This window comes from Paenibacillus amylolyticus, from assembly GCF_036894225.1.
Lineage (GTDB): Bacteria > Bacillota > Bacilli > Paenibacillales > Paenibacillaceae > Paenibacillus > Paenibacillus amylolyticus.
Map to the genome: position 1 here is coordinate 3,289,540 of NZ_CP145892.1, position 20,263 is coordinate 3,309,802.

The 20,263-nt window shown below is 43.0% G+C and carries 19 protein-coding genes; 14 read left to right on the forward strand and 5 right to left on the reverse strand.

Annotated elements, in window-relative coordinates; translation table 11 throughout:
• Nucleotides 1-24 precede the first annotated feature (24 nt).
• Nucleotides 25-897 carry an AraC family transcriptional regulator gene (locus V6668_RS14755; RefSeq protein ID WP_338708796.1) on the reverse strand — a complete coding sequence of 291 codons (873 nt, stop codon included), beginning with the start codon at nt 895-897 and terminating at the stop codon, nt 25-27.
• Nucleotides 898-1,142: 245 nt separating this feature from the next.
• Here V6668_RS14755 and V6668_RS14760 point away from each other — a divergent pair, with 245 nt between their 5' ends.
• Both V6668_RS14760 and V6668_RS14765 read left to right on the forward strand, forming a co-directional pair.
• Entirely contained in the window at nt 1,143-2,342 is a 1,200-nt protein-coding gene (locus tag V6668_RS14760; RefSeq protein ID WP_076253016.1) for an MFS transporter, read from the forward strand.
• Between the two features lie 215 nt (nt 2,343-2,557).
• Complete coding sequence (locus tag V6668_RS14765; RefSeq protein ID WP_338708797.1) at nt 2,558-3,313, forward strand: gamma-glutamyl-gamma-aminobutyrate hydrolase family protein; 756 nt, start codon at nt 2,558-2,560, stop codon at nt 3,311-3,313.
• A 109-nt stretch (nt 3,314-3,422) separates the two neighbouring features.
• Here the strand turns inward: V6668_RS14765 and V6668_RS14770 are convergent, their stop codons facing one another.
• Together V6668_RS14770 and V6668_RS14775 are read right to left on the reverse strand one after the other, a co-directional pair.
• On the reverse strand, nt 3,423-5,747 hold the full coding sequence (locus V6668_RS14770) for an MMPL family transporter (protein WP_338708798.1): 2,325 nt from the start codon (nt 5,745-5,747) through the stop codon (nt 3,423-3,425).
• Nucleotides 5,748-5,766: 19 nt separating this feature from the next.
• Nucleotides 5,767-6,399: a TetR/AcrR family transcriptional regulator gene (locus tag V6668_RS14775; RefSeq protein ID WP_338708799.1), complete on the reverse strand. Its 633-nt coding sequence runs from the start codon at nt 6,397-6,399 to the stop codon at nt 5,767-5,769.
• Nucleotides 6,400-6,650: 251 nt separating this feature from the next.
• Between V6668_RS14775 and V6668_RS14780 the strand changes: the two genes are divergently transcribed.
• The 4 genes from V6668_RS14780 (at nt 6,651) to nspC (ending at nt 12,327) form a co-directional block, all read left to right on the forward strand.
• Nucleotides 6,651-7,544 (forward strand): TetR/AcrR family transcriptional regulator, encoded by an 894-nt coding sequence (locus V6668_RS14780; protein WP_338708800.1) that lies wholly within the window; start codon nt 6,651-6,653, stop codon nt 7,542-7,544.
• A gap of 215 nt (nt 7,545-7,759) precedes the next feature.
• Nucleotides 7,760-9,019, forward strand: a complete 1,260-nt coding sequence (locus V6668_RS14785) for a cytochrome P450 (protein ID WP_338708801.1) — start codon at nt 7,760-7,762, stop codon at nt 9,017-9,019.
• Nucleotides 9,020-9,959: 940 nt separating this feature from the next.
• On the forward strand, nt 9,960-11,198 hold the full coding sequence (locus tag V6668_RS14790) for a saccharopine dehydrogenase family protein (RefSeq protein ID WP_036616010.1): 1,239 nt from the start codon (nt 9,960-9,962) through the stop codon (nt 11,196-11,198).
• A 1-nt stretch (nt 11,199) separates the two neighbouring features.
• A complete protein-coding gene (gene nspC / locus V6668_RS14795; protein ID WP_100526213.1) occupies nt 11,200-12,327 on the forward strand; it encodes a carboxynorspermidine decarboxylase in 1,128 nt (375 codons plus the stop codon).
• 185 nt (nt 12,328-12,512) lie between these two features.
• Here the strand turns inward: nspC and V6668_RS14800 are convergent, their stop codons facing one another.
• Nucleotides 12,513-13,286, reverse strand: coding sequence for an SDR family NAD(P)-dependent oxidoreductase (locus V6668_RS14800; RefSeq protein WP_338708802.1), 774 nt, complete (start codon nt 13,284-13,286; stop codon nt 12,513-12,515).
• A 111-nt stretch (nt 13,287-13,397) separates the two neighbouring features.
• On the opposite strand from V6668_RS14800, the gene V6668_RS14805 reads away from it, so the two are divergent.
• The 7 genes from V6668_RS14805 (at nt 13,398) to V6668_RS14835 (ending at nt 18,734) form a co-directional block, all read left to right on the forward strand.
• Nucleotides 13,398-13,754 (forward strand): MerR family transcriptional regulator, encoded by a 357-nt coding sequence (locus tag V6668_RS14805; RefSeq protein ID WP_338708803.1) that lies wholly within the window; start codon nt 13,398-13,400, stop codon nt 13,752-13,754.
• A gap of 90 nt (nt 13,755-13,844) precedes the next feature.
• Nucleotides 13,845-14,717, forward strand: coding sequence for a YitT family protein (locus tag V6668_RS14810; RefSeq protein ID WP_017688526.1), 873 nt, complete (start codon nt 13,845-13,847; stop codon nt 14,715-14,717).
• Nucleotides 14,718-14,968: 251 nt separating this feature from the next.
• A complete protein-coding gene (locus V6668_RS14815) occupies nt 14,969-15,310 on the forward strand; it encodes a multidrug efflux SMR transporter (protein WP_338708804.1) in 342 nt (113 codons plus the stop codon).
• A 2-nt stretch (nt 15,311-15,312) separates the two neighbouring features.
• Nucleotides 15,313-15,627 (forward strand): multidrug efflux SMR transporter, encoded by a 315-nt coding sequence (locus V6668_RS14820; RefSeq protein WP_338708805.1) that lies wholly within the window; start codon nt 15,313-15,315, stop codon nt 15,625-15,627.
• A gap of 138 nt (nt 15,628-15,765) precedes the next feature.
• Nucleotides 15,766-15,960, forward strand: coding sequence for a hypothetical protein (locus tag V6668_RS14825; protein WP_017688524.1), 195 nt, complete (start codon nt 15,766-15,768; stop codon nt 15,958-15,960).
• A 169-nt stretch (nt 15,961-16,129) separates the two neighbouring features.
• Nucleotides 16,130-18,112: an AraC family transcriptional regulator gene (locus tag V6668_RS14830; protein ID WP_338708952.1), complete on the forward strand. Its 1,983-nt coding sequence runs from the start codon at nt 16,130-16,132 to the stop codon at nt 18,110-18,112.
• 31 nt (nt 18,113-18,143) lie between these two features.
• The gene (locus V6668_RS14835; RefSeq protein ID WP_338708806.1) at nt 18,144-18,734 is read left to right on the forward strand and encodes a nitroreductase; all 591 of its coding nucleotides are present in this window, start codon (nt 18,144-18,146) and stop codon (nt 18,732-18,734) included.
• 106 nt (nt 18,735-18,840) lie between these two features.
• Here the strand turns inward: V6668_RS14835 and V6668_RS14840 are convergent, their stop codons facing one another.
• A complete protein-coding gene (locus V6668_RS14840) occupies nt 18,841-19,248 on the reverse strand; it encodes a MerR family transcriptional regulator (protein ID WP_036615998.1) in 408 nt (135 codons plus the stop codon).
• 148 nt (nt 19,249-19,396) lie between these two features.
• On the opposite strand from V6668_RS14840, the gene V6668_RS14845 reads away from it, so the two are divergent.
• The gene (locus V6668_RS14845; RefSeq protein ID WP_036615995.1) at nt 19,397-20,251 is read left to right on the forward strand and encodes an aldo/keto reductase; all 855 of its coding nucleotides are present in this window, start codon (nt 19,397-19,399) and stop codon (nt 20,249-20,251) included.
• Nucleotides 20,252-20,263: the final 12 nt, after the last annotated feature.

The following is a 20,263-nucleotide window of genomic DNA, read 5'->3' on the forward strand; positions in this document are numbered from 1 at the left end:
AGCGCCTTTCTGCATGTAGTACGATTAGTAAGAATGTGACACCTCATCCCCGAACATATCCTTTTGATTCTTTTTTCGGAAATTTCGTGGTGATTCACCAACCGTTTTGGTAAATAAAATTGTAAAGTAATTGGGGTTATCGTAACCGACCAGTTTGGCAATTTCCCATATTTTTTTGTTGGTTGAGACTAATAATCGGGTGGCTTCACCCATTCTTCGTTGAATCAGGTAATGATAAGGAGAAGTGCCATAGTGATTTTTATACATATGAATTAAATAATAAAAATCGATATGAAATTGATCTGCCAATTCTTTGAGCTTAATGTTTTGCCGATAGTTGGTATCCAAATAGTCTTTAATGCTCTCAGCGAGGGTATTGCTCTCAACGCTCTCCCCACTAGGAAGCTGTTGACGGGACTGCCGGTCGATGATCAGAAGTATTGCTTTCAGGACATGCCCAGAGATCGACTCGTATCCATGTTCCCGGATTGAAAATTCATTGAAGAGAGTCTGCATTAACGAATGGAGCTCATCGGAATATCGGTTGGCTCGAATGATCGGATTGTTAGAGGGAGGGATGACCCAATCCTCAAGGGTCTGGGTGCCTTCTGCAAAACGAAAGCCGCAATAAAAGGTGGATAACGGGAATTCAGGATTGGACTTCTCCTCGTGAAGAGTACCCTTGTTATAAATGAGCATGTCCCCTTTTTGGGCCCAGTGTTTGGTACCGTCAATGGTGAACAATCCTTTGCCTTCAGTTACGTAGATAATCTCATGCAGATCGTCATGTTTATGCGTCGGAAAGCTCCAATGGGGATTGTCGGCCAGTTTTCCTACATAAATAATGGTGCAATCTCGATTTGGATGCCGTTGGCCGAATTCGTGGTGTGTATTCATCTATGTCTTCCCTTCAGAATCTGTAATGAAAGTCTGTGTTGAAATGACAACATATATAATGTTTTGCAATAAAACCACAACAACCTTGATTGTCGCCATGGTATATCTGACAGTACAATTTCACTATCCAAAATGTACTATATATCGAAAGTGAAGGGATGGGAAAGCAGAAAATACATGAATTAATGATCGTAGACAGAATTGAAGCGCTTGCAACAATAGAAAGGATTAGTGAGTATTGATTTATGACTAGAAATAGAGAGAACCTACTTATTTTAACGCTTACGCTTGTTAGCTTTGTACTGGGAACAACCGAGTATGTTATCGTGGGTGTGTTGAAGGAAATTGAAAGTTACATGAAAGTATCACTTGCTGCCGCGGGTATGCTTGTCTCCGGTTTTGCGATTGCATACGCAGTGGGTACACCATTTGCTGTGGCTTTCTTGGCCAAAATATCCAGAAGAAGTTCCATATTGATCGGATTTGCAATCGTGTTAGCATTAAATCTATTGACCGTGTTCTCAACAACGTTCTCTTCTCTGATGGCCATTCGCATCGTGTCGGCCGTTGCTTGTGGACTTACAATATCGCTTTCGATCTCGATCGTAAGCGACGCAGTGAACCGGGAGCGAAGAGGGGAAGCTATCGCCTGGATTTTGGGCGGATTTTCAATCGCTAATGTGCTAGGTGTTCCGCTCGGTACATTTATCGGACAACATCTAAGCTGGTCCATGACGTTTGTTGTTACAGCATGCATAGGGGTTGTGCCGCTGGTGTTCATGTTCCGTATTCTGCCACGCCAAACAACAACGATTGCAGGTTCGTTCAGTGATCAGATGTCTCTCTTTTTAAAACCACGGATATTGCTGGCCTGTCTGATCCCTGTACTCGGAAACAGCTGTATTTTCGTCGTTTTTACTTACATTACGCCACTCCTGAGTGAGACGATGGGTGTGCCAGTACAATGGATTAGTGCCATACTCCTGATCTATGGAGCCTGTAGCATCCTGAGTAACTGGATTGGTGCCAAAATAGCCAAGGGTGACTTCCTGCCCAAGCTCAAGCGACTTTTCGTCATCCAAGCCATCCTGTTCCTTGGCATGAGTTTTACCGTTTCTAATGTGTGGATGGGCTTGGCGTTTCTGTTCCTGATTGGATGTCTGTCATCCTCCATGAGCGCGGCATCCCAGTTATATTTGTTTGATGTGTCAGGATCGATCGCGCCGGGGTCCAAAGCATTTGCATCTACACTCCTGCCTGTGGCGGCCAATGTGGGTATAGCGCTAGGCTCTGGTGTCGGGGGAATTGCCGTTAATATGGGTGGTCTCCAGTGGGTGCCTCCAGTTGCTGTGATGCTTGCCTTGCTGGCTTTTGTCGTTACCCTGATATGCCAGCGTTCCATCCAAGTGAATTCAGACGAAGCAACCACTGTAAAAGCAGCTTAGATGAGATGCTGTCTAGACTAAACGCATGAATGCGTATATATGGTATATGAACTACAAACAAAGTCGCTGTTATACGGCTTTGTTTGTTTTTTTAGTTTTCCAGCATTCCGGATGTAACGGGTTCGTAGATGATAGAGGTAGGATAATGCAATAATTCAGTGAATTTATATATGAAGAGATCTGATAAAATGAATGAAAAGCTTGGAGGTAATGCCATGAAAAAGCCGATGATCGGTGTTCTGCCTTTGTATGATACAGACAAAAAAAGTTACTGGATGCTTCCAGATTATATGAACGCCATAGAAGGAGCAGGTGGGATTCCACTTATGCTACCTTTGACAACGGATATCGAGATCATAGCAACGCTGGCTAATCAGTTCGATGGGTTCCTGTTCACCGGGGGACATGATCTCAATCCTGAGCTGTATCATGAGCATGCAGAGGTTACCTGTGGAGAGTTGTGTATTGAACGCGATATGATGGAGTCGATATTATTACAAAAGGTAATTGAGCTTGATAAACCTACCTTTGGCATATGCCGTGGACTGCAGCTATTTAACGTTATGTTGGGTGGAACTTTATATCAAGACATTCCCACTAGCCTTCAACTTCATGGGAACAAGATCGTTAATCATAAGCAAAGTCCGCCGTATACGGATCTTGTACATGATGTACATATTGAGAAAAATAATATCCTATACGATATTTTGCAAACCGATACGATAAAAGTGAACAGCTACCACCATCAGGGAATCAAAATGTTATCGGATAAGTTAACTGCTGTGGCCGTCGCTGAAGATGGACTCGTTGAATCCGTGGTCATGCCAAACCGCTCGTTTGTTTTGGCTGTGCAGTGGCATCCAGAGTACAGCTATAAAGTAGATGACTACAGTCAGAAGTTATTTGCGGCGTTTGTTAATGCTGCTAAATCCCCACGCTATACTATCCATATTGAAGACATCACCGCATAAAATGTGAAAAAGAAAAAAAGACCTCCTGTTTATAAAAACAGAGGAGGTCTTTGTATTGGTGAATATAGTTGTAAAAGTAATCATGGTATCTACCGTTCTATTGGCAGGATTATTTTAATCCAGACTTCGTGTTGGCATGCTCTTCAGCATTCAGGGAAGCAATCAGCTTCTCGCCTTCAACATCCAGGTTTGGCAGAATGCGATCCAGCCATTTTGGAAGTGCCCAAGCTTTGTCTCCGAAAATAGCCATGATGGCAGGGACCAAGCCCATACGGATGATGAAAGCATCAATCAGAATGCCTACCGCCAAAGTGAAACCAATCTGTTTGATCATGACATCGTCAGTGAATATAAATCCTGCAAATACAGAGACCATAATCACTGCTGCGGCAACAACCACGCGACTTACCTGATTGTACCCATGAACGACGGATTCGGTCCCGCGATGACCATGCACATAGGATTCCCGCATGGAGCTCACAAGGAAGACTTGATAGTCCATCGCCAGGCCATACAGGATACCTGTTACGATGATCGGCATAAAGCTCAGCAGCGGGCCACCGGTATCGAAACCAAAGAGCGAATGCAACCAGCCCCATTGGAATACAGCAGTGGTGATCCCGAATGTAGCCAGGATACTAAGCAGGAAACCGATGGTGGCTTTAATTGGAACGATAATCGAACGGAATACGAGTAACAGGATGATCAGCGAGAGCAGGATGATGATGCCTACATAAATAGGGAACACCTGCGCCAGTTTGGCGGACATATCGATGTTAACAGCTGTGAGTCCAGTAACTCCGAGTTTCACATCATAGGTCTGTGCGATGCTGGAATCAGCCGCGCGTAGATCAGTGACCAGTGTTTTAGTGAGATTATCGTTAGGACCCGTTTTTGGAATGAGACTAAAGATAGCCAAATCTTCTGTCATCCCAAGTGGTGTGACTTGTGCAACGTTATTCTGACCTTGAAGTTCCATCACCAGACCGCCCAAGAGTTGCGGTGTAACTTTTGCGGAAGACTGATTAGGCTCTGCGACCAGAATAAGGGGTCCGTTGAATCCATCTCCGAAGCCTTCGGAGATGGCATCATAACTTTGTCTTGCAGTTGTATCCAGATTCGCTGAGGAAGCGCCGGGGATACCCATTTCCATTTTGGTGATCGGCGTCGCGGCAAAACCAAGAATGACGATGATGGCGATAATGGTAGCCCAACGATTTTTGATAACGAATTTCACCCATCTGTTCGCGACTCCGTGGTTAGTGGCTTTAGGATGTTTCGCGCTTTTCTCACGAGCTTTGGCGGAACAGATGCGTTCTCCTACCAATCCCAGTAAAGCCGGCAACAGGGTTAAAGCAACAAATACGTTGATGAGCACGGTGGCAGCTGCGACTAAAGCCATCGTAGACAAGAATGTAAGACCGATGACAAGCATACCGCACAGTGCAATAATGACGGTTAATCCGGCAAAAAATACTGCGCTACCCGATGTACCAATGGCTCTGGCCGTTGCTTCTTTTGCGCTCAAGCCTTGATCAATGATCATTCGACGCTGGCGATTAACAATGAAGAGCGCATAGTCGATTCCAACAGCCAATCCAACCATTAGAGCTAGAACGGAAGTGACACTAGGCATTTCGATGAATTTGGAGATGGAGAACGCACCACCAACTCCAATGGCAACTCCTAGGAGTGCAGTGATCAGAGGCAGACCTGCTGCAACAACGGAGCCAAGGGTGATCAGCAATACAATGACAGCAATGACCAGTCCAACAATCTCTGCCGAGCCGACTCCAATCGATACCGTTTTGAGCGTTTCGCCCGGCAACACCTTAATATTGGTTCCTTGCTCTACCGTCATAATGGACTGAATAACGGAATCAAATACATCCTGTGTTATGGCAGACTGTTCAATTGTAAATTGGAACTGGAACAGTGCAATGCTGCCGTCCGAAGAGATCAGCATTCCAGGTACAGGAACACCATCCACCATCAAAGGTCCATAGGGAGGAGGCGTGGTTGTTGCGGATTGCGCCATATCAGTAGCCTGAGCATTCTGAGCCATCTCCGCCTGAGCACCCGAATTACCCGCTTCAGCTGCATAGTCCGCAGGGTTAATGACTTTGTCTAATCCGTAAACTTCATTAACACCTTTCATCATGGCCGCCAAACGTTCAGGCGTATCCAAACGCTCGTTGTCTGGAGCTTTGAAGACAACACTTCCTTGACCGCCGGAGGCGGCAGGCAGTTCTTTTGCCAATTGATCCAGAACCTTCTGTGACTCTGTGCCTTCAATCTTCATTTCGGAACTGATGTGAATACCATTGATGCTGATCATGGAGATGACAATTCCCAGAATTAAAACCCAGCCAATGATGAAATAGGCAGGTTTGCTAAAAGCGGTTTTCCCCACTCTGTATAATAATGTAGACATTTCTCTATTTTACACTCCTCTATGATGAATGTGGATGGTTGGCATGTTCAAATCCTGCCCGTAAATGATTAAACGTGGTTTCCAAAAATTGATCGAATGTTAAAACACCGGGCTTGGTATCTTCAGTAATGACTTGTCCGGGCAGTAACACATTGAGTCTTCCATCAATTAATGGCAGTATTGTTCCATATAGTGCGTTGATCAAAAGATAAGTATAGATCTCGTCATACTTCCCGTTAGATAAGTCTAATAAGGTATCTTGTGCCTGCGTCTGCATCCGGTGCATGGCTCCAAGGTAATGCGGTTCAAGCACGGGATAGGTCTGGGATAGCGATAGTAGCTGATGAAGTCTTCCTATTAGTTCTGTTGTAAGCTGCATCTTGATCAGATTATACAGTACGTCAAGCAAGGAGACGTTGTCGGGCAATTCGGTAAGTAACTCTTCGAGTTCCGTTGTATTCTGGACAGATATTGCGCCTCTGGCTACTGCCTCTTCCTTACATGTGAAGTAGTTTGCAAATGTTCTGCGGGAACAACCCACCTGATGCACGATATCTTCAACCGTAAAGCCATCAAGCCCATGTTCAAGGGTAAGTTCAAATGCTGCACTAGCAAGTGCTTTTTCAGTTGCTTCTTTCTTCAAATGTCTCAAGTTTCGTTTGATCATTATTCTCCGCTTATGCGTTCACCTCCAACACCAATGACTATGGTTTAATTCTTTTAAGAAGAGCACACATACTGAATATGCACTTTGTGAGGTTTATCATAACAAACAAGTTGCTCATTGTGCAAATTTACTCATTGTGCAATTATTTTATATGACAGCTATACTGCGAATCAATGCTTCAACTCCTGAGGAATGAATGTTAAAATCAATAGAAAAACTTGGGGCGATAACGAGATATGAGTAGTCGTAAACAAAGTTTATTGGAAACAGCACTTGCACTATTTTTAGAGCATAGTTATGCAAATACAACAATTCAGATGATCCTGGATCAATCGGGTGTATCCAAAGGCACATTCTACAAATTCTTCAGTTCCAAAGAAGACTGTTTATATTCAATTATTGATCAGCGTATGCAAGAGGATGTTTTCATTCGTAAAGAGCTTGAACAAAATCACTATACATCGGATTATGACCTGCTCGTAGATCAGATTGCGATTCCTATGTCTGTACCTAATAAAGAGCGAGTATGGGAATTATATTGGACGGGTTTTTATTCCGGGGAGATCAACTCAGCCAAACTGGCTACAGTTCACCTAAAATGGCTGTCCACACGCTTGATTCAGGTTTACGGGAACGATATTAGCTTATATGCCAACGAAGGGGCCATATTGTGCTACGGCATATTACATCAGATTGCCAACACATCAAGAAGTCTAAATACGCCAAAACCGGTATGGAGCGAAGTGGTTCCCAAAGTATTAACGTACATTGAAGTGATCCTAAGAACAATGCATCAGAGAAATGAACATATTTTCGACTTTCAGTCTCTCTATTTCCTGAATGCCGATGAGCGTAACCATGATATGGGTCTGGACATCGATAATATATTGATCGAATTGGATGAGTTCAACAACCGTGTACAAAAATCCAAGGAATCTGCATCATTCAAGCAACTTTCGAAGGGGCTTTTAGCGCTATTACAAGATCAAGAGGATTTAAATATTCCTGTAATCGAAGTGGTGCTTCAAGCGTTTCACAAAGAGTACAAATCCAGTGCGTTTCAATCTGAAGCCAATAGACTGACTGAAGCCTGTTGGTGGTATTTGGAACTGGTGAAGCAACGTAATTAATATGGGGGTTGGCTCGTAGCCGACCTCTTTTTTTGCTTTTTTATGTCTGTGGTTATTATTAATGTACTATTAGTATATTAATTATTTGTTGTTATAACAGATGTTTTTACTGTTCAAACTATTAGATTTGAAATTAAATATACGAGTAGTATATAATCGGAATGAACATATATTTCCATAGATTTGAATAACTTCACTTCGAAAGGAAGATTTATATGAATAACTCGAATAACCAGACATCAGAAAAAGTAGAATTTAATTTGTTTAGCGAAGAAAATAGTAAAGATCCATTTGCCATGTTTGCACAGATGCGTGCCAAAGGTTCCGTTGTCCCTATTCCTAATCCAATGGGTGGAGCAGGGCAAACCTGGATTGTAACTCGGATGGACGTCGCCATGGAAGTGCTGAAAGATCACTCTCGATTTACGGTAGATATGAACTCTATTGATAGTGGCAATGATATTCGAAAGAATCTCTCAGGTGAGCTTGGTTCATCGGAACCCCAGACCTTTTTTACCGGAAAGTCGATGCTCTTTGTTGATGAACCGGATCACCGAAGACTGCGTAGCCTGGTTTCCAAAGCGTTCACGCCAAGATATATGGAAAGCCTGCGTCCACGCGTCCAGGAAATTGCCGATGAGTTGATTGACCAATTCGAAGGAATAGGAGAGATGGATCTTGTAAAAGACTATGCCTATCCTTTCCCAATCAACGTTATTTCCGAGATGTTGGGTATACCTCAGGAAGACCGACCTCAGATCCATGTATGGTCTGAAGCCATTGCCAAAGGTCTTGGTTTTGGTAAACAGGACCCTGCCGTAGCGCAGCACTTGCGATCATTCGCAGAGTACACCTCACAACTTGTGGCGAACAAACGAGTAGAACCTTCAGATGACCTCATCAGTCAATTGATTGCGATTGAGGAAGAGGGGGATCGACTGAATGAAGATGAATTAATATCCATGATCACGTTATTGATATTTGCCGGACATGAGACAACTTCCAATCTGATTGCAACTGGTTCTTATCTTCTTCTGACCCATCCCGAACAACTGGAACAACTGAAACAAGATCTGAACCTGGTTCCTTCTGCGGTGGAGGAGTTGTTACGATATAACGGACCCGCGACTTCCTCAGGTCCTCGTTATGCAACACAGGACACGGAGCTGGATGGACAATTGATTCAAAAGGGAGATGTTGTGATTCCCCTTCTGAAATCAGCGAATCGGGACGAGCAGCAGTTCACTGACCCCGAAGAGTTGGATATCGAACGCAAAATAAAACGGCATTTGGCCTTTGGACACGGCATTCATATGTGTCTTGGCGCTCCGCTTGCTCGTGTAGAAGGGGACGTGGCGTTTACTACGCTTTTACGTCGGCTACCGGATATTCAGCTCAGTATTCCTCAGGAAGAGATTCATTGGCACTCTGCTTTGTCATCACAGGGATTGGCAGCATTGCCCGTAAAATTTTAATAGATAAACTTAGTGTAACCCATTGGAGTATGACGAATTTTCGTCATACTCTTTATTTGTATAGATGATAGAATGGAATGAACAAGAAACATATTAATGGATTGAACACTGCTTAATGTAAAAGATAAAGTGGGATACATAATTTTTGTGGTGGAGGTAAACCTTATGAATAAAGATGAACAATTCATGCATAAAGCCATTGAGATTGCTCTGCAAGCTCGCAAAGAAGGAAACGAACAATTTGGCCCATGATCTATTAGCGGAAATTGCTGGCGGCAACATCATGATCTCGTGTGAAGAAGTATTCGACAAAAGTCCTCAAAAGCCTGAAGTAACAGGGAAATTACTTAACACAGAAGGCTTAAAAGTTTTCGAAGGATATCAATTTCATTCCAACGCGTAATCAGATCAAAAAATTAATTTTAAATTATTGCTTGATTTTTTTTTCGACGTCTGATAGTGTAAGACCTGTGATTTTGGGAAGTTAATTTATCAATATGAATTAGAGCTTTCCAGCAGATAATTTTGACCACTTCACCAGGAAGTTAAGGCCATACGGACAGCCGGGTCAAACGCCGATTGGCAACTTATGTTGCTTTATTGATTGAGTTCAAAGCTCAAATTTTATAAGTTGGTTACTTTACAACCAGTGCAATTGCACATCAACTTGTGAAACGGTCAATAAGAGTGGTAAAGGCGAATTATTTGCTATATAGACTCTGATCCAATATTGATATACATGAAGAAGCTTTCCGCCAAAGGAGTTCTTGTGAACTTTTTTGGTCATGGAGACTTCACGTCTTTTTTATGATGTATATCGATAAGCAAGTGTGATGATGCGCGATTGCGAGCATTTTTCACCTTGCTTTTTTTGTTGTCTTGTTGTCACCGTATTAAACCAATTTTTAAAAAAATACATATTGGGATAGGAGAATGTAAAATGGGAAAAGCACTAATCATCGGCGCCGGCGGCGTTGCTTCCGTGGCAGTACACAAATGCGTTCAAAACAGCGAAGTTTTTGAGGAAATCTGCATCGCGAGTCGTACAAAATCAAAATGTGATGAACTCAAAGCCAAGCTGGACGGCGGAAAAACAAAAATTACAACAGCACAAGTTGATGCTGACAATGTTGACGAACTGATCGCTCTGATCAACGAAGTTAAACCGGATATCGTTATGAACCTCGCTTTGCCGTATCAAGATCTGACAATCATGGATGCTTGTCTTGCAACTAAAACAAATTACATGGACACAGCTAACTATGAGCCACATGATACAGCGAAGTTTGAATACAGCTGGCAATGGGATTACAAAGAGCGTTTTGAACAAGCAGGCATCACTGCATTGCTCGGTAGTGGATTTGACCCAGGTGTGACTGGCGTATTCTCCGCTTATGCCCTGAAGCACTACTTTGACGAAATTGAGTACATCGACATTCTGGACTGCAATGGCGGCGACCATGGCTATCCGTTCGCAACCAACTTCAACCCTGAGATCAACATTCGCGAAGTATCTGCGAACGGAAAATATTGGGAAAATGGTGAATGGATCGAAACGAAGCCGATGGAAATCAAACGTGTCTACGACTTCAAAGAAGTGGGCGAGAAAGACATGTACCTGTTGTATCATGAGGAACTGGAATCTTTGGCAAAAAACATGCCAGGTCTGAAACGTATCCGTTTCTTCATGACATTTGGTCAAAGCTACCTGACTCACTTGAAAGCTCTTGAAAATGTAGGCATGACTTCAATCGAGCCTATTGAATATGAAGGTAAACAAATTATTCCACTGCAATTCCTGAAAGCAGTACTGCCTGATCCAGCATCCCTTGGACCACGTACTGTAGGTAAAACAAACATCGGTTGTATTTTCAAAGGTAAAAAAGACGGCAAAGACAAAACATATTATGTTTACAATATCTGTGATCACCAAGAGTGTTATAAAGAAGTGGGTTCCCAAGCGATCTCTTACACAACAGGCGTTCCAGCAATGATCGGTGCAGCAATGGTCATGACAGGCAAATGGAACAAACCAGGCGTATATAATGTAGAAGAGTTCAACCCGGATCCATTCATGGAAGAGTTGAACAAATGGGGCCTCCCATGGGTAGAAGACTTCAACCCGGTACTCGTTGATGAGCTGCCAGAAGAAGTTAAAGAATCGGAGCTTGTTCGCTAAAATGCGGTTCGAGCAATTACCGACACCATGTTTTGTTGTTGACGAGGCGCTTATTGAGAAAAACCTGAAAATCTTGAACGGTGTTATGCAGCGTACAGGTGCCAAAATCGTGCTGGCTCAAAAAGCATTCTCCATGACTGCGATGTATCCGCTGATTGGAGAATACCTGAGCGGTGCAACGGCAAGCGGTTTGTATGAAGCGCGTCTGGGCCATGAGGAAATGGGCAAAGAGAATCATGTCTTTGCTCCAGCATACCGCGCAGAAGAGATCGACGAGATTATCTCCATCTGCGACCACATTATTTTCAACTCATTTTCACAGCTTGCAAAATTCAAGGATAAGGCGCTTCAAGCTGGCCGTAAGGTCGGCTTGCGCGTCAACCCTGAATGCTCCACCCAAGAAGGACATGAGATCTACGATCCGTGTTCTCCGGGTTCGCGTTTTGGCGCGAAACTGGAGGATTTCGATGCAGACCTGTTGGAAGGTGTCTCTGGACTGCACTTCCACACACTCTGTCAGCAAAACTCCGACGATCTGGAGACTACGCTGAATGCTGTTGTCGAGAAGTTCGGACAATGGTTGCCACAAATGGAATGGATTAACTTCGGCGGTGGGCACCATATCACACGTGAAGATTATGATATTCCAAGACTGGAAGCATGCATCAAACGTATGCAGAACGATTATGGCCTGGAAGTATATCTGGAGCCGGGAGAAGCTGTTGCGCTGAACGCGGGTTATCTGGTGACCTCTGTGCTGGACTTCCATAAAAATGGTATGGACATCGCTATTCTGGATACTTCAGCTACGTGTCATATGCCGGATGTGCTGGAAATGCCATATCGCCCGCCGCTGATCGGTTCGGGAGAAGTGGGCGAGAAGGCTCATCTGTATCGCCTAGGTGGACAGACCTGTCTATCCGGTGACGTGATTGGGGATTATTCATTCGATCAGCCTTTGCAAGAAGGTGACCGTCTGGTATTCGAGGACATGGCGATTTACTCCATGGTGAAAACCAATACGTTTAATGGCATGCCGCTTCCAGCGATTGCAGTCAAAAGAAAAGACGGCGATTGCGAAGTTGTTCGCGAATTCGGATATCAGGATTTCAAAATGAGGCTGGCATAATTACTTCATTTTATAGTAAGTATTAATATAGAATTGAAAATAAATACAAAGAAGGGAACCTGGAGACAGGTTCCCTTTTTAACGTTAACTGAAGTTTAACGATTAGATTCAATGATGTTTATCAGTGGGGTTAGGTGAATGTTTACCGGTATTAAGCCGACTTAGCTTCGACTTCAGTTTTTGGGTTAATTTTGTGGTTTCGAGGATGCTCTCGCAGCGTATGGAAAGATCGGTTCTCTTAGTTCGAAGTCATACGTCAACCCATCCACAATGCCGACTACACTTTCACTGTCATACAACTCTAGCAAAAATCCAGCCATTTGTTCCGCCGTATGGAACTTGGGAACTCTGCCTTCATATTCAAACTCGTCTACATTAAAGGAATGTTTCGCAAACTCAGTCTCGGTTGCAGCCGGTGCGAGAACTTTGGCTTGCATCGCTGCGTTCTTACCTTTTAACTCTTGCGCAAGTCCTTCGGTAAAGGCACTTACATAGAACTTGGTTGCGCAGTAGGTTACTGCATCGGCTACAATCGTATATCCACCACCAGAGGAGATATTAATGATCTGTGTGCCATCAACATCTGCATAATCACGTACATACAGGGAAGAAAGAATCGTAAGAGCTTCTATATTTAGATGAAGCATCTGTTCAATCTTGGGCAGATGTTGTTCGCCCACGGAAGCAAAATTTCCGAATCCGGCGTTGTTAATCCACGTCTCAATGGAGTAAGACTGAAGACTCTCATAGAATTCATGCACATTAGCGGCAATCGACAGATCCACTGTACGAATGACAACATCCAGATCAGGATTGATTTCAGCTACTTTTGCTTTTAACTTGTCCAATTCATCGGTTCTGCGTGCTGCCAGAATCATATTTTTGCCACGAGCTGCAAAAGCTAAAGCCGCTTCATATCCAATGCCTGAACTGGCACCGGTAATCACTGTATATTTCATGGGAATTCCTCCTGGATCTGATTTCATTTTTTATTGTGATGTGACCACGAGTTGATTATACTGATTAGAGCTTACTCTAAGTCAAGCGGGAAAATGGAGGGGAGGTTAACCATGCATACCATTGGTGAAGTTGCAGAATTACTCCATATCAGTGCACATACGTTGCGTTATTATGAGAAGGAACAGATTGTAACTCCTCTCCGAGATGCCAGTGGAGACAGGCGGTACAACGAGTCACACCTGAAGTGGCTGCAATTTGTAATTAAATTAAAAGAGACTCAGATGCCCATTGCTACCATTAAGAAGTATGCGTCCTTGTTTCAGGAAGGGGAGCATACGGCGGCGGATCGTTTGAAGCTGCTGGAGGAGCATAAAGAGTCGATTCAAAAACAGATGCACATACTTAACACAGCAGATAAGATGCTTGAGCATAAAATTTCGTCGTATCGGGCGCTCATCGGACAATGAAGTAACACACACAAATGACGATCTATTGCCAAAACAGTGATTTTTATTATAGACTGTTTTTTATCGGTTGTTCATCAAGGGGGAAATGCAATGCATCAAAACAGAAAACAAAAGTCAAACAAGTTAAAGATCCTCTCCAAAGTATTATTGATTATCATTGGGGGATTTATAACGGCATATGGCCTGGAAGCCATATTGATCCCGAATAATGTCTCAGATGGTGGTGTCACAGGTCTGAGTATCGTAGGATCACAGCTGTTCGGATTACCACTGGGGATGCTCATCGGGATTATTAACATTCCATTTGTGTGGCTCGGGTACAAGCAAATCGGAAAAAGCTTTGCGTTATATTCGATCATCGGTATTGCTTCACTTGCAATCAGCACCAGTCTGATGCACCATATACCAACCATCATTGAAGGTGATACCTTGCTTGTTACGGTTGTCGGCGGGATTATCATCGGTTTTGGTATGGGACTTGCATTACGTAATGGCGGGGCATTGGATGGCATAGATATGTTGGCTGTACTCCTTTCGCGAAAAGTACCTTTTGGAACCAGTGATCTCATCCTGTTCCTCAACATGTTTGTATTTATTGTCGTTTCTACCGTGTTTGGTCTGCAAGGCGCGATCTTGTCAGGACTTGCGTATTTTATTGCTTCTAAAGTAATACATATTGTTGAAGAGGGCTTGAGCGGCTCCAAAACGTTTAAAATTATTACGAATCAACCTGAGATTATGGTTGAAACCATTCGGGACCGTTTAGGCCGTGGAGCAACGTATACCGAGGCTTACGGTGGCTACTCTAATGAGCAATTCAAGGAAATTACTTGTGTCATTAACCGGATGGAAGAGAGTAAAATTAAAGATATCATTCACGAAATTGACCCAACTGCTTTTGTAGTCGTATATGATGTTGCTGAAGTCAGAGGTGGTAATTTCAAAAAGAAAGATATTCACTGATTCCGAAAAACAAAATTAACTTATACGTAGTTGGTCAACCAGGAACTTCTGGTTGGCTTTTTTTGTATGTTCACAGCGTAACTTGGAGTTTTAACAGGCGGATTTTCTTATTAGTTTGATACGAATATTTAAATTTGCAATTAAAATAAAGATGGTTTATTATTATATCAAATGATACAAATTACTATCATTATTGAATGTGAATGTTGATTACAAAACAACAACATGAATGCAGAAGAGGAGAATGTTTTATGGCGTGGTTATTCCTTATTTTTGGAGGGATTTTAGAGGTAGGTTGGGCATTAGGTTTGTCATTCTCCGATGGTTTTTCGAAAATCGAGATCGTAATCCCCACGGTTATGTTAATGATTGGCAGCTTTTACTTCTTTGCAAAATCCACTAAAGTACTTCCTGTATCAACGGCTTATGCGGTGTTTACCGGACTTGGTTCATTTGGAACCGCAATTGTGGGAATGATTTTTTTGGGGGACTCCGTAAGTGCAATCAAAATCGTGCTGGTCATGATATTAATCAGTTGCATCATCGGTCTGAAATTTGTTTCCAATGAACCTAAACCAAAGGCAGGTGTATAGATATGAGTTGGTTTTTCTTGATCTTAGCTGGTTTATTTGAAGTTGGCGGTGTAATATTTCTGAAACTTTCAGATGGATTCACCAAATTGAAACATACATTGATGTTCGCTATGTTTCTGGCATTAAGTTTCATTTTTCTTTCCCTGTCTTTGAGAGAGATCCCAATCAGCATTGGTTATGGAATCTGGACAGGTATTGGGGCATCGGGCAGTGTACTATTAGGGATGTATGTATTCAAAGAGCCCAAAAATGCAAAGAAATTGGCTATCGTTAGTGGGATTATCGTCAGTATTGTAGGATTGAAACTAGTCTCTTAACTGGATAAATTAGCTGTACTAACAACGGAACGATATCCATCTCATCTATATTCATGCATAAGTACAGCTCTCTTATGGAAAACTTCTGTAGTACGAATTAAATTGCATGACTTCAAGTATGTATGGGAGGTTAGCATAGTGACAAAGCAGGACCCGCAAGAGCTTTTGAAGCAAAAACACGAGCTGGATGAGCAAAAAAGACAGTTCACTAATTTTTCGCGAAATATTTCAGGTCATGGTGAGGTTGAAGCTGGTCAAGAGTTCAGTGTTGACCGGGTACCAGATGATCAAAACCGTATGAAATCGGTTGAGAACAGACGCGGCGAAGTCTAAAACGTTACAACCTAAGCTGATCCTTTATTGGATCGGCTTATTCGTGCGTAGCATTTTATCGAATAGGAAGATATATGTTGTAGTTGAGAATGATTATCGATAGAATGGAGAAAAGTGAAAATATCAGCTGATTTTGCTGATGTTTTGCTAACTTAATGGGTTGTGGAAGGTGAAGGAAGAGATGCACGTAGAAGAGCATGTGAAGTTATGGAATCTGGCCTCAATTAAAATATGGGAAGTGCGTCACGTCGTCGTGCGCGCTGGCGAACCCATCCATGCCTATCGATTTCCAATTAGCGGTTTTATATATACAGTTCGCGGCAATGCAACGATTACGCTGGATGACACGATGTACGCGATCGATCAGATGCAAGTCTTACATGGAGGCAAGGGGGTATGGATGAATATCTCCCTGAACGAGGATTCATTCGAATTTTATTTGATGTTTTATCGGGCTAATTTGTCGTTATCCAATACTCGTGAGAATCAAGCTCTGCTCAGGCAACATGTCCCGTTTCACGTGCAATATGCTTTCGCCCCAAGCTATCCCATTGACTTATATGATAAAGTCCAAAGAATAGAGCAACATTGGGAACGGACGGATGCGTTCTCGAAATTTCAGGTAAAGACGTTATTTTATCAATTTATTAATGAATTAATGAGACAGTTAAGTGCACAAGGAATTGAGACTGCCAAGCCTGATCTGGTAGCTCAAGCCGTTCGTTATCTTCAAGAGAACTACATGTTGCCCGTTATGGTCGATCCGCTCGCAGAACTTCTGGACTGCAGTGCAGGGCATCTGTCGAGAACGTTCAAGAAAGAGACAGGCAGCAGTCTGATTACCTATTTAACTCGGATACGGATGTACAAAGCCAAGGAGCTGCTGTTGCACACAGATGCATCTCTTCAGAAGATTGCTGAGGCAATCGGCATTCCGGATGTGATCTATTTTAATCGTTTATTTAAAAAGTATGTTGGCCTTTCACCAGGTCGGTTCAAACAAAAATGTATCGCCTTGCCAACCGGTCAGAATAATGCTATCCAAGAATCAGAATTGTCCATTGTCAGTCCCATGCATCGCGGTTATGATCCTATTGATGATGATTATTATTATCAATACAACTCAAAAGGAGAATCACTTACATCTATGAGATCGAGAAAACCCGTTGCATTGCTTTTGATGCTCAGCCTTACATTATTAATATCAGCCTGTTCCCCTTCTCAGGGCAGTTCAGCAACAAGCAGTAATGGAACAAGCGGTAACAATGCTCCAACCACCGAAGTCGCGCAATCCACCGAATCAGCAGTACAGGAGCGTGTTGTTAAACATCCTTGGGGAGAAACTGTCATCAAAGGTGATCCTCAGCATATTATTTCGTTGTTCCCGGCTGCAACTGACTATTTGTTAGCACTCGGTATTGTACCCCAGGCAGCATCCAGTAATGAGGAGGGGAGTGATCAGTTTCCTACCTACCTGTCCGATCAACTACAAGGAAAAGAAAATCTGGGCTGGCAGGTTGATCCCAACTACGAAAGCATATTGGCGGCAGAGCCAGACCTGATTATCGGTCAGGATTTCATGAGTGATGCCTATGACAGCCTCAGCAAAATTGCCCCTACCTTGCTGGCAGAGAAGCTGCAGGACGAGCAAGGTATTATTCGTATGAAGACAAGCCTGTTACATATGGGAGATATGTTAGGGAAGACGGATCAGGCCAAACAGGTCATTGAAGAATACGAAAAGAAAGCTGCAGAAGCCCGTGAGAAAATCAAGCAATCCATCGGAGACGAGACCGTGATGTTCCTGCGTTTATCCGATAAAGAAGTGCGTTATTACAGTAAAAGAAACTATGAGGTTCTGTACGACGATCTAGGCCTGACACCTCCTGTATCCATACCTGACCCGACAGATTCAATGAAAGTAATCTCCATGGAGTCGTTACCATCGATTAATCCCGATCATATTTTCCTGTTGTCATCAGACGAGAATGAAACGACAGAATTGCAAAAAACAGCAGTGTGGAAAAGCCTGAATGCTGTTAAAAACAACAATGTCTACATCGTTGACTACGGCTTGTGGTTCCAAGGTCCGGGAGGACCCATTGGACAGAGCAAGATTATCGACGAAGCGGTAAATTTCCTTACCCAATAAATAAGGAAACTAGACAGGAGGATTAATGCATATGGAAACGTCCGTCGTAGAGAAGCTCATTCGTGAACGAAGAACCATTCGTCAGTTCAATGGCAAACCGCTGGCGAAAGAAACGATCATGCACTTGCTGGAAGCGGCCGTGTGGGCACCTGTTCATTCCCGTAAAGAGCCATGGCGCTTCATATTATTTGTAGAAGAAGGTCGGAAGCAATTTGCTGATGCGGTGCTACATACGTTTTCCAAAGATGAGCGGGAGCGCTGGACAGAGAAGTTGCAAAAGGACTATTGCGAATCTATCCAAGCCCATCTGCTGGTTGTGATTGAGGCTGATCCGAGACAACGGGTATGGGAAGATGCTGTGGGGGCTAGTGCTGCCCTTATTCAAAATATTCAACTCCTGGCATGGGAGCAGGATATCGGCGTAGTGTGGAAGACAAATGAATATAATTTTGACCCTGATTTCTACGCCAAGACAGGTGTAAAAGCAGGGGAGAGAATTGTTGGCACACTTCATCTGGGGTACTTTGATCAGGATAAGATTCCCAAGCCTCGTCCTCGTACTCCAGCAGAAGAGTTATTGACCTGTGTCTCGGTGGCAGGAGAAGACGCGCAACAGCATTAGTTGCCATTAGTAACGTACTATCAGATGTTCAAAAATTCATAGAATATTTCTCACCAAGCCGCTAAATTAGCGGCTTTTTTGGCGATCTTTGAATTTTGCGTAACAGTCAGGCTTTCATTTTGTTCCAATGTCCCGGATTGGTATCATCTGGGATGATTAAGTTAATAATATCCTGATAATGGTCTGCTTTATTGATCATATATTGGACTCGTTGTTGGGCTTCTTCCAACTGAGCAAACGCGGCTTCCTTCTGCCGTAAAATGATCTCATAGCGCTTTTGTATGGTTGAGTTCCCCTCAAGGCAGAGATCCACATAAGCTTTAATTTGTTCCACAGACATACCGCACTGTTTTAGATATTTTACACCCGTAAGCCAGTTTACGGATTCTTCGTCAAAAAGACGGTTATTGTTTTTGTCGCGTTGCAGATTTGGAACGAGCCCTTTATCTGTATAGAAACGAACCGTATGTTCGGAAAGGTCGAGCAGTTTGGCGACTTCTTTGACGTTATACATGACGAAACTCCTTATGTCTTCAAGTATGGAATGAAAAATGATAGAAAAAGATTGACTTCGAGTTACTCGAAGGTGATACCCTAAGTATAGTTTAAGGTTATTAGACTGTAAATCTCAAAAAATTATAACTAACAAGGAGTGTCACTCGATGGAATATGTTACGTTGAATAACGGAGTTCAGATGCCTATTTTGGGATATGGTGTGTACCAGATTGCTGATCAGGAAGAATGCGAGAAATGTGTGCTTGATGCAATCAGCGTTGGGTATCGTTCTATTGATACAGCACAAGCCTACCGTAACGAAGAAGCCGTGGGCCGCGCTATTCAAAAAAGCGGAGTACCTCGAGATGAATTTTTCATCACGACCAAGGTATGGATTTCAAATGCAGGGTATGAAAAAGCCAAAGCATCCATAGAGGAATCTCTGCGGAAACTCCAACTGGAATATCTGGACCTGGTCCTGATCCATCAACCGTTTAATGACTATTATGGAACATATCGAGCTATGGAAGAGTTATATAAAGCGGGGAAAATCAAAGCTATCGGAGTAAGCAATTTCTATCCGGACCGATATATCGATCTTGTTCAGTTCAGCGAAGTCGTACCGGCAATTAATCAAGTTGAAACCCATGTGTTCAATCAGCAGACAGAGGCACATGAGATCATGAAAAAATATAATACGCAGATTGAATCCTGGGGACCATTCGCGGAAGGCAAAAATGACTTATTCACGAATGCGACGTTGCATGAAGTAGGTCAAAAATACAACAAATCGACGGCCCAAGTCGCTCTGCGTTTCTTGATTCAAAGAGGAGTGGTTGTTATTCCGAAAACGGTCAACAAAAATAGAATGGAAGAGAACTTCAATGTATTTGATTTTGAATTGACCTTGGAGGATATGGAAAAGGTAGCAGCACTGGATACAGGAACAAGCTCCTTTTTCTCACATTATGATCCTCAAACCGTAGAATTCTTGACTGACTATGGCAAGAAAGGACTGTAATCCAACTTATTC

Coding starts and splice junctions, on each gene's coding strand:
- V6668_RS14845 (WP_036615995.1), top strand. CDS start 19,397: ATGGAATATGTTACGTTGAATAACGGAGTTCAGATGCCTATTTTGGGA.
- V6668_RS14840 (WP_036615998.1), bottom strand. CDS start 19,248: ATGTATAACGTCAAAGAAGTCGCCAAACTGCTCGACCTTTCCGAACAT.
- V6668_RS14760 (WP_076253016.1), top strand. CDS start 1,143: ATGACTAGAAATAGAGAGAACCTACTTATTTTAACGCTTACGCTTGTT.
- V6668_RS14800 (WP_338708802.1), bottom strand. CDS start 13,286: ATGAAATATACAGTGATTACCGGTGCCAGTTCAGGCATTGGATATGAA.
- V6668_RS14815 (WP_338708804.1), top strand. CDS start 14,969: ATGGCGTGGTTATTCCTTATTTTTGGAGGGATTTTAGAGGTAGGTTGG.
- V6668_RS14805 (WP_338708803.1), top strand. CDS start 13,398: ATGCATACCATTGGTGAAGTTGCAGAATTACTCCATATCAGTGCACAT.
- V6668_RS14810 (WP_017688526.1), top strand. CDS start 13,845: ATGCATCAAAACAGAAAACAAAAGTCAAACAAGTTAAAGATCCTCTCC.
- V6668_RS14790 (WP_036616010.1), top strand. CDS start 9,960: ATGGGAAAAGCACTAATCATCGGCGCCGGCGGCGTTGCTTCCGTGGCA.
- V6668_RS14820 (WP_338708805.1), top strand. CDS start 15,313: ATGAGTTGGTTTTTCTTGATCTTAGCTGGTTTATTTGAAGTTGGCGGT.
- V6668_RS14780 (WP_338708800.1), top strand. CDS start 6,651: ATGAGTAGTCGTAAACAAAGTTTATTGGAAACAGCACTTGCACTATTT.
- V6668_RS14765 (WP_338708797.1), top strand. CDS start 2,558: ATGAAAAAGCCGATGATCGGTGTTCTGCCTTTGTATGATACAGACAAA.
- V6668_RS14755 (WP_338708796.1), bottom strand. CDS start 897: ATGAATACACACCACGAATTCGGCCAACGGCATCCAAATCGAGATTGC.
- V6668_RS14785 (WP_338708801.1), top strand. CDS start 7,760: ATGAATAACTCGAATAACCAGACATCAGAAAAAGTAGAATTTAATTTG.
- V6668_RS14770 (WP_338708798.1), bottom strand. CDS start 5,747: ATGTCTACATTATTATACAGAGTGGGGAAAACCGCTTTTAGCAAACCT.
- nspC (WP_100526213.1), top strand. CDS start 11,200: ATGCGGTTCGAGCAATTACCGACACCATGTTTTGTTGTTGACGAGGCG.
- V6668_RS14835 (WP_338708806.1), top strand. CDS start 18,144: ATGGAAACGTCCGTCGTAGAGAAGCTCATTCGTGAACGAAGAACCATT.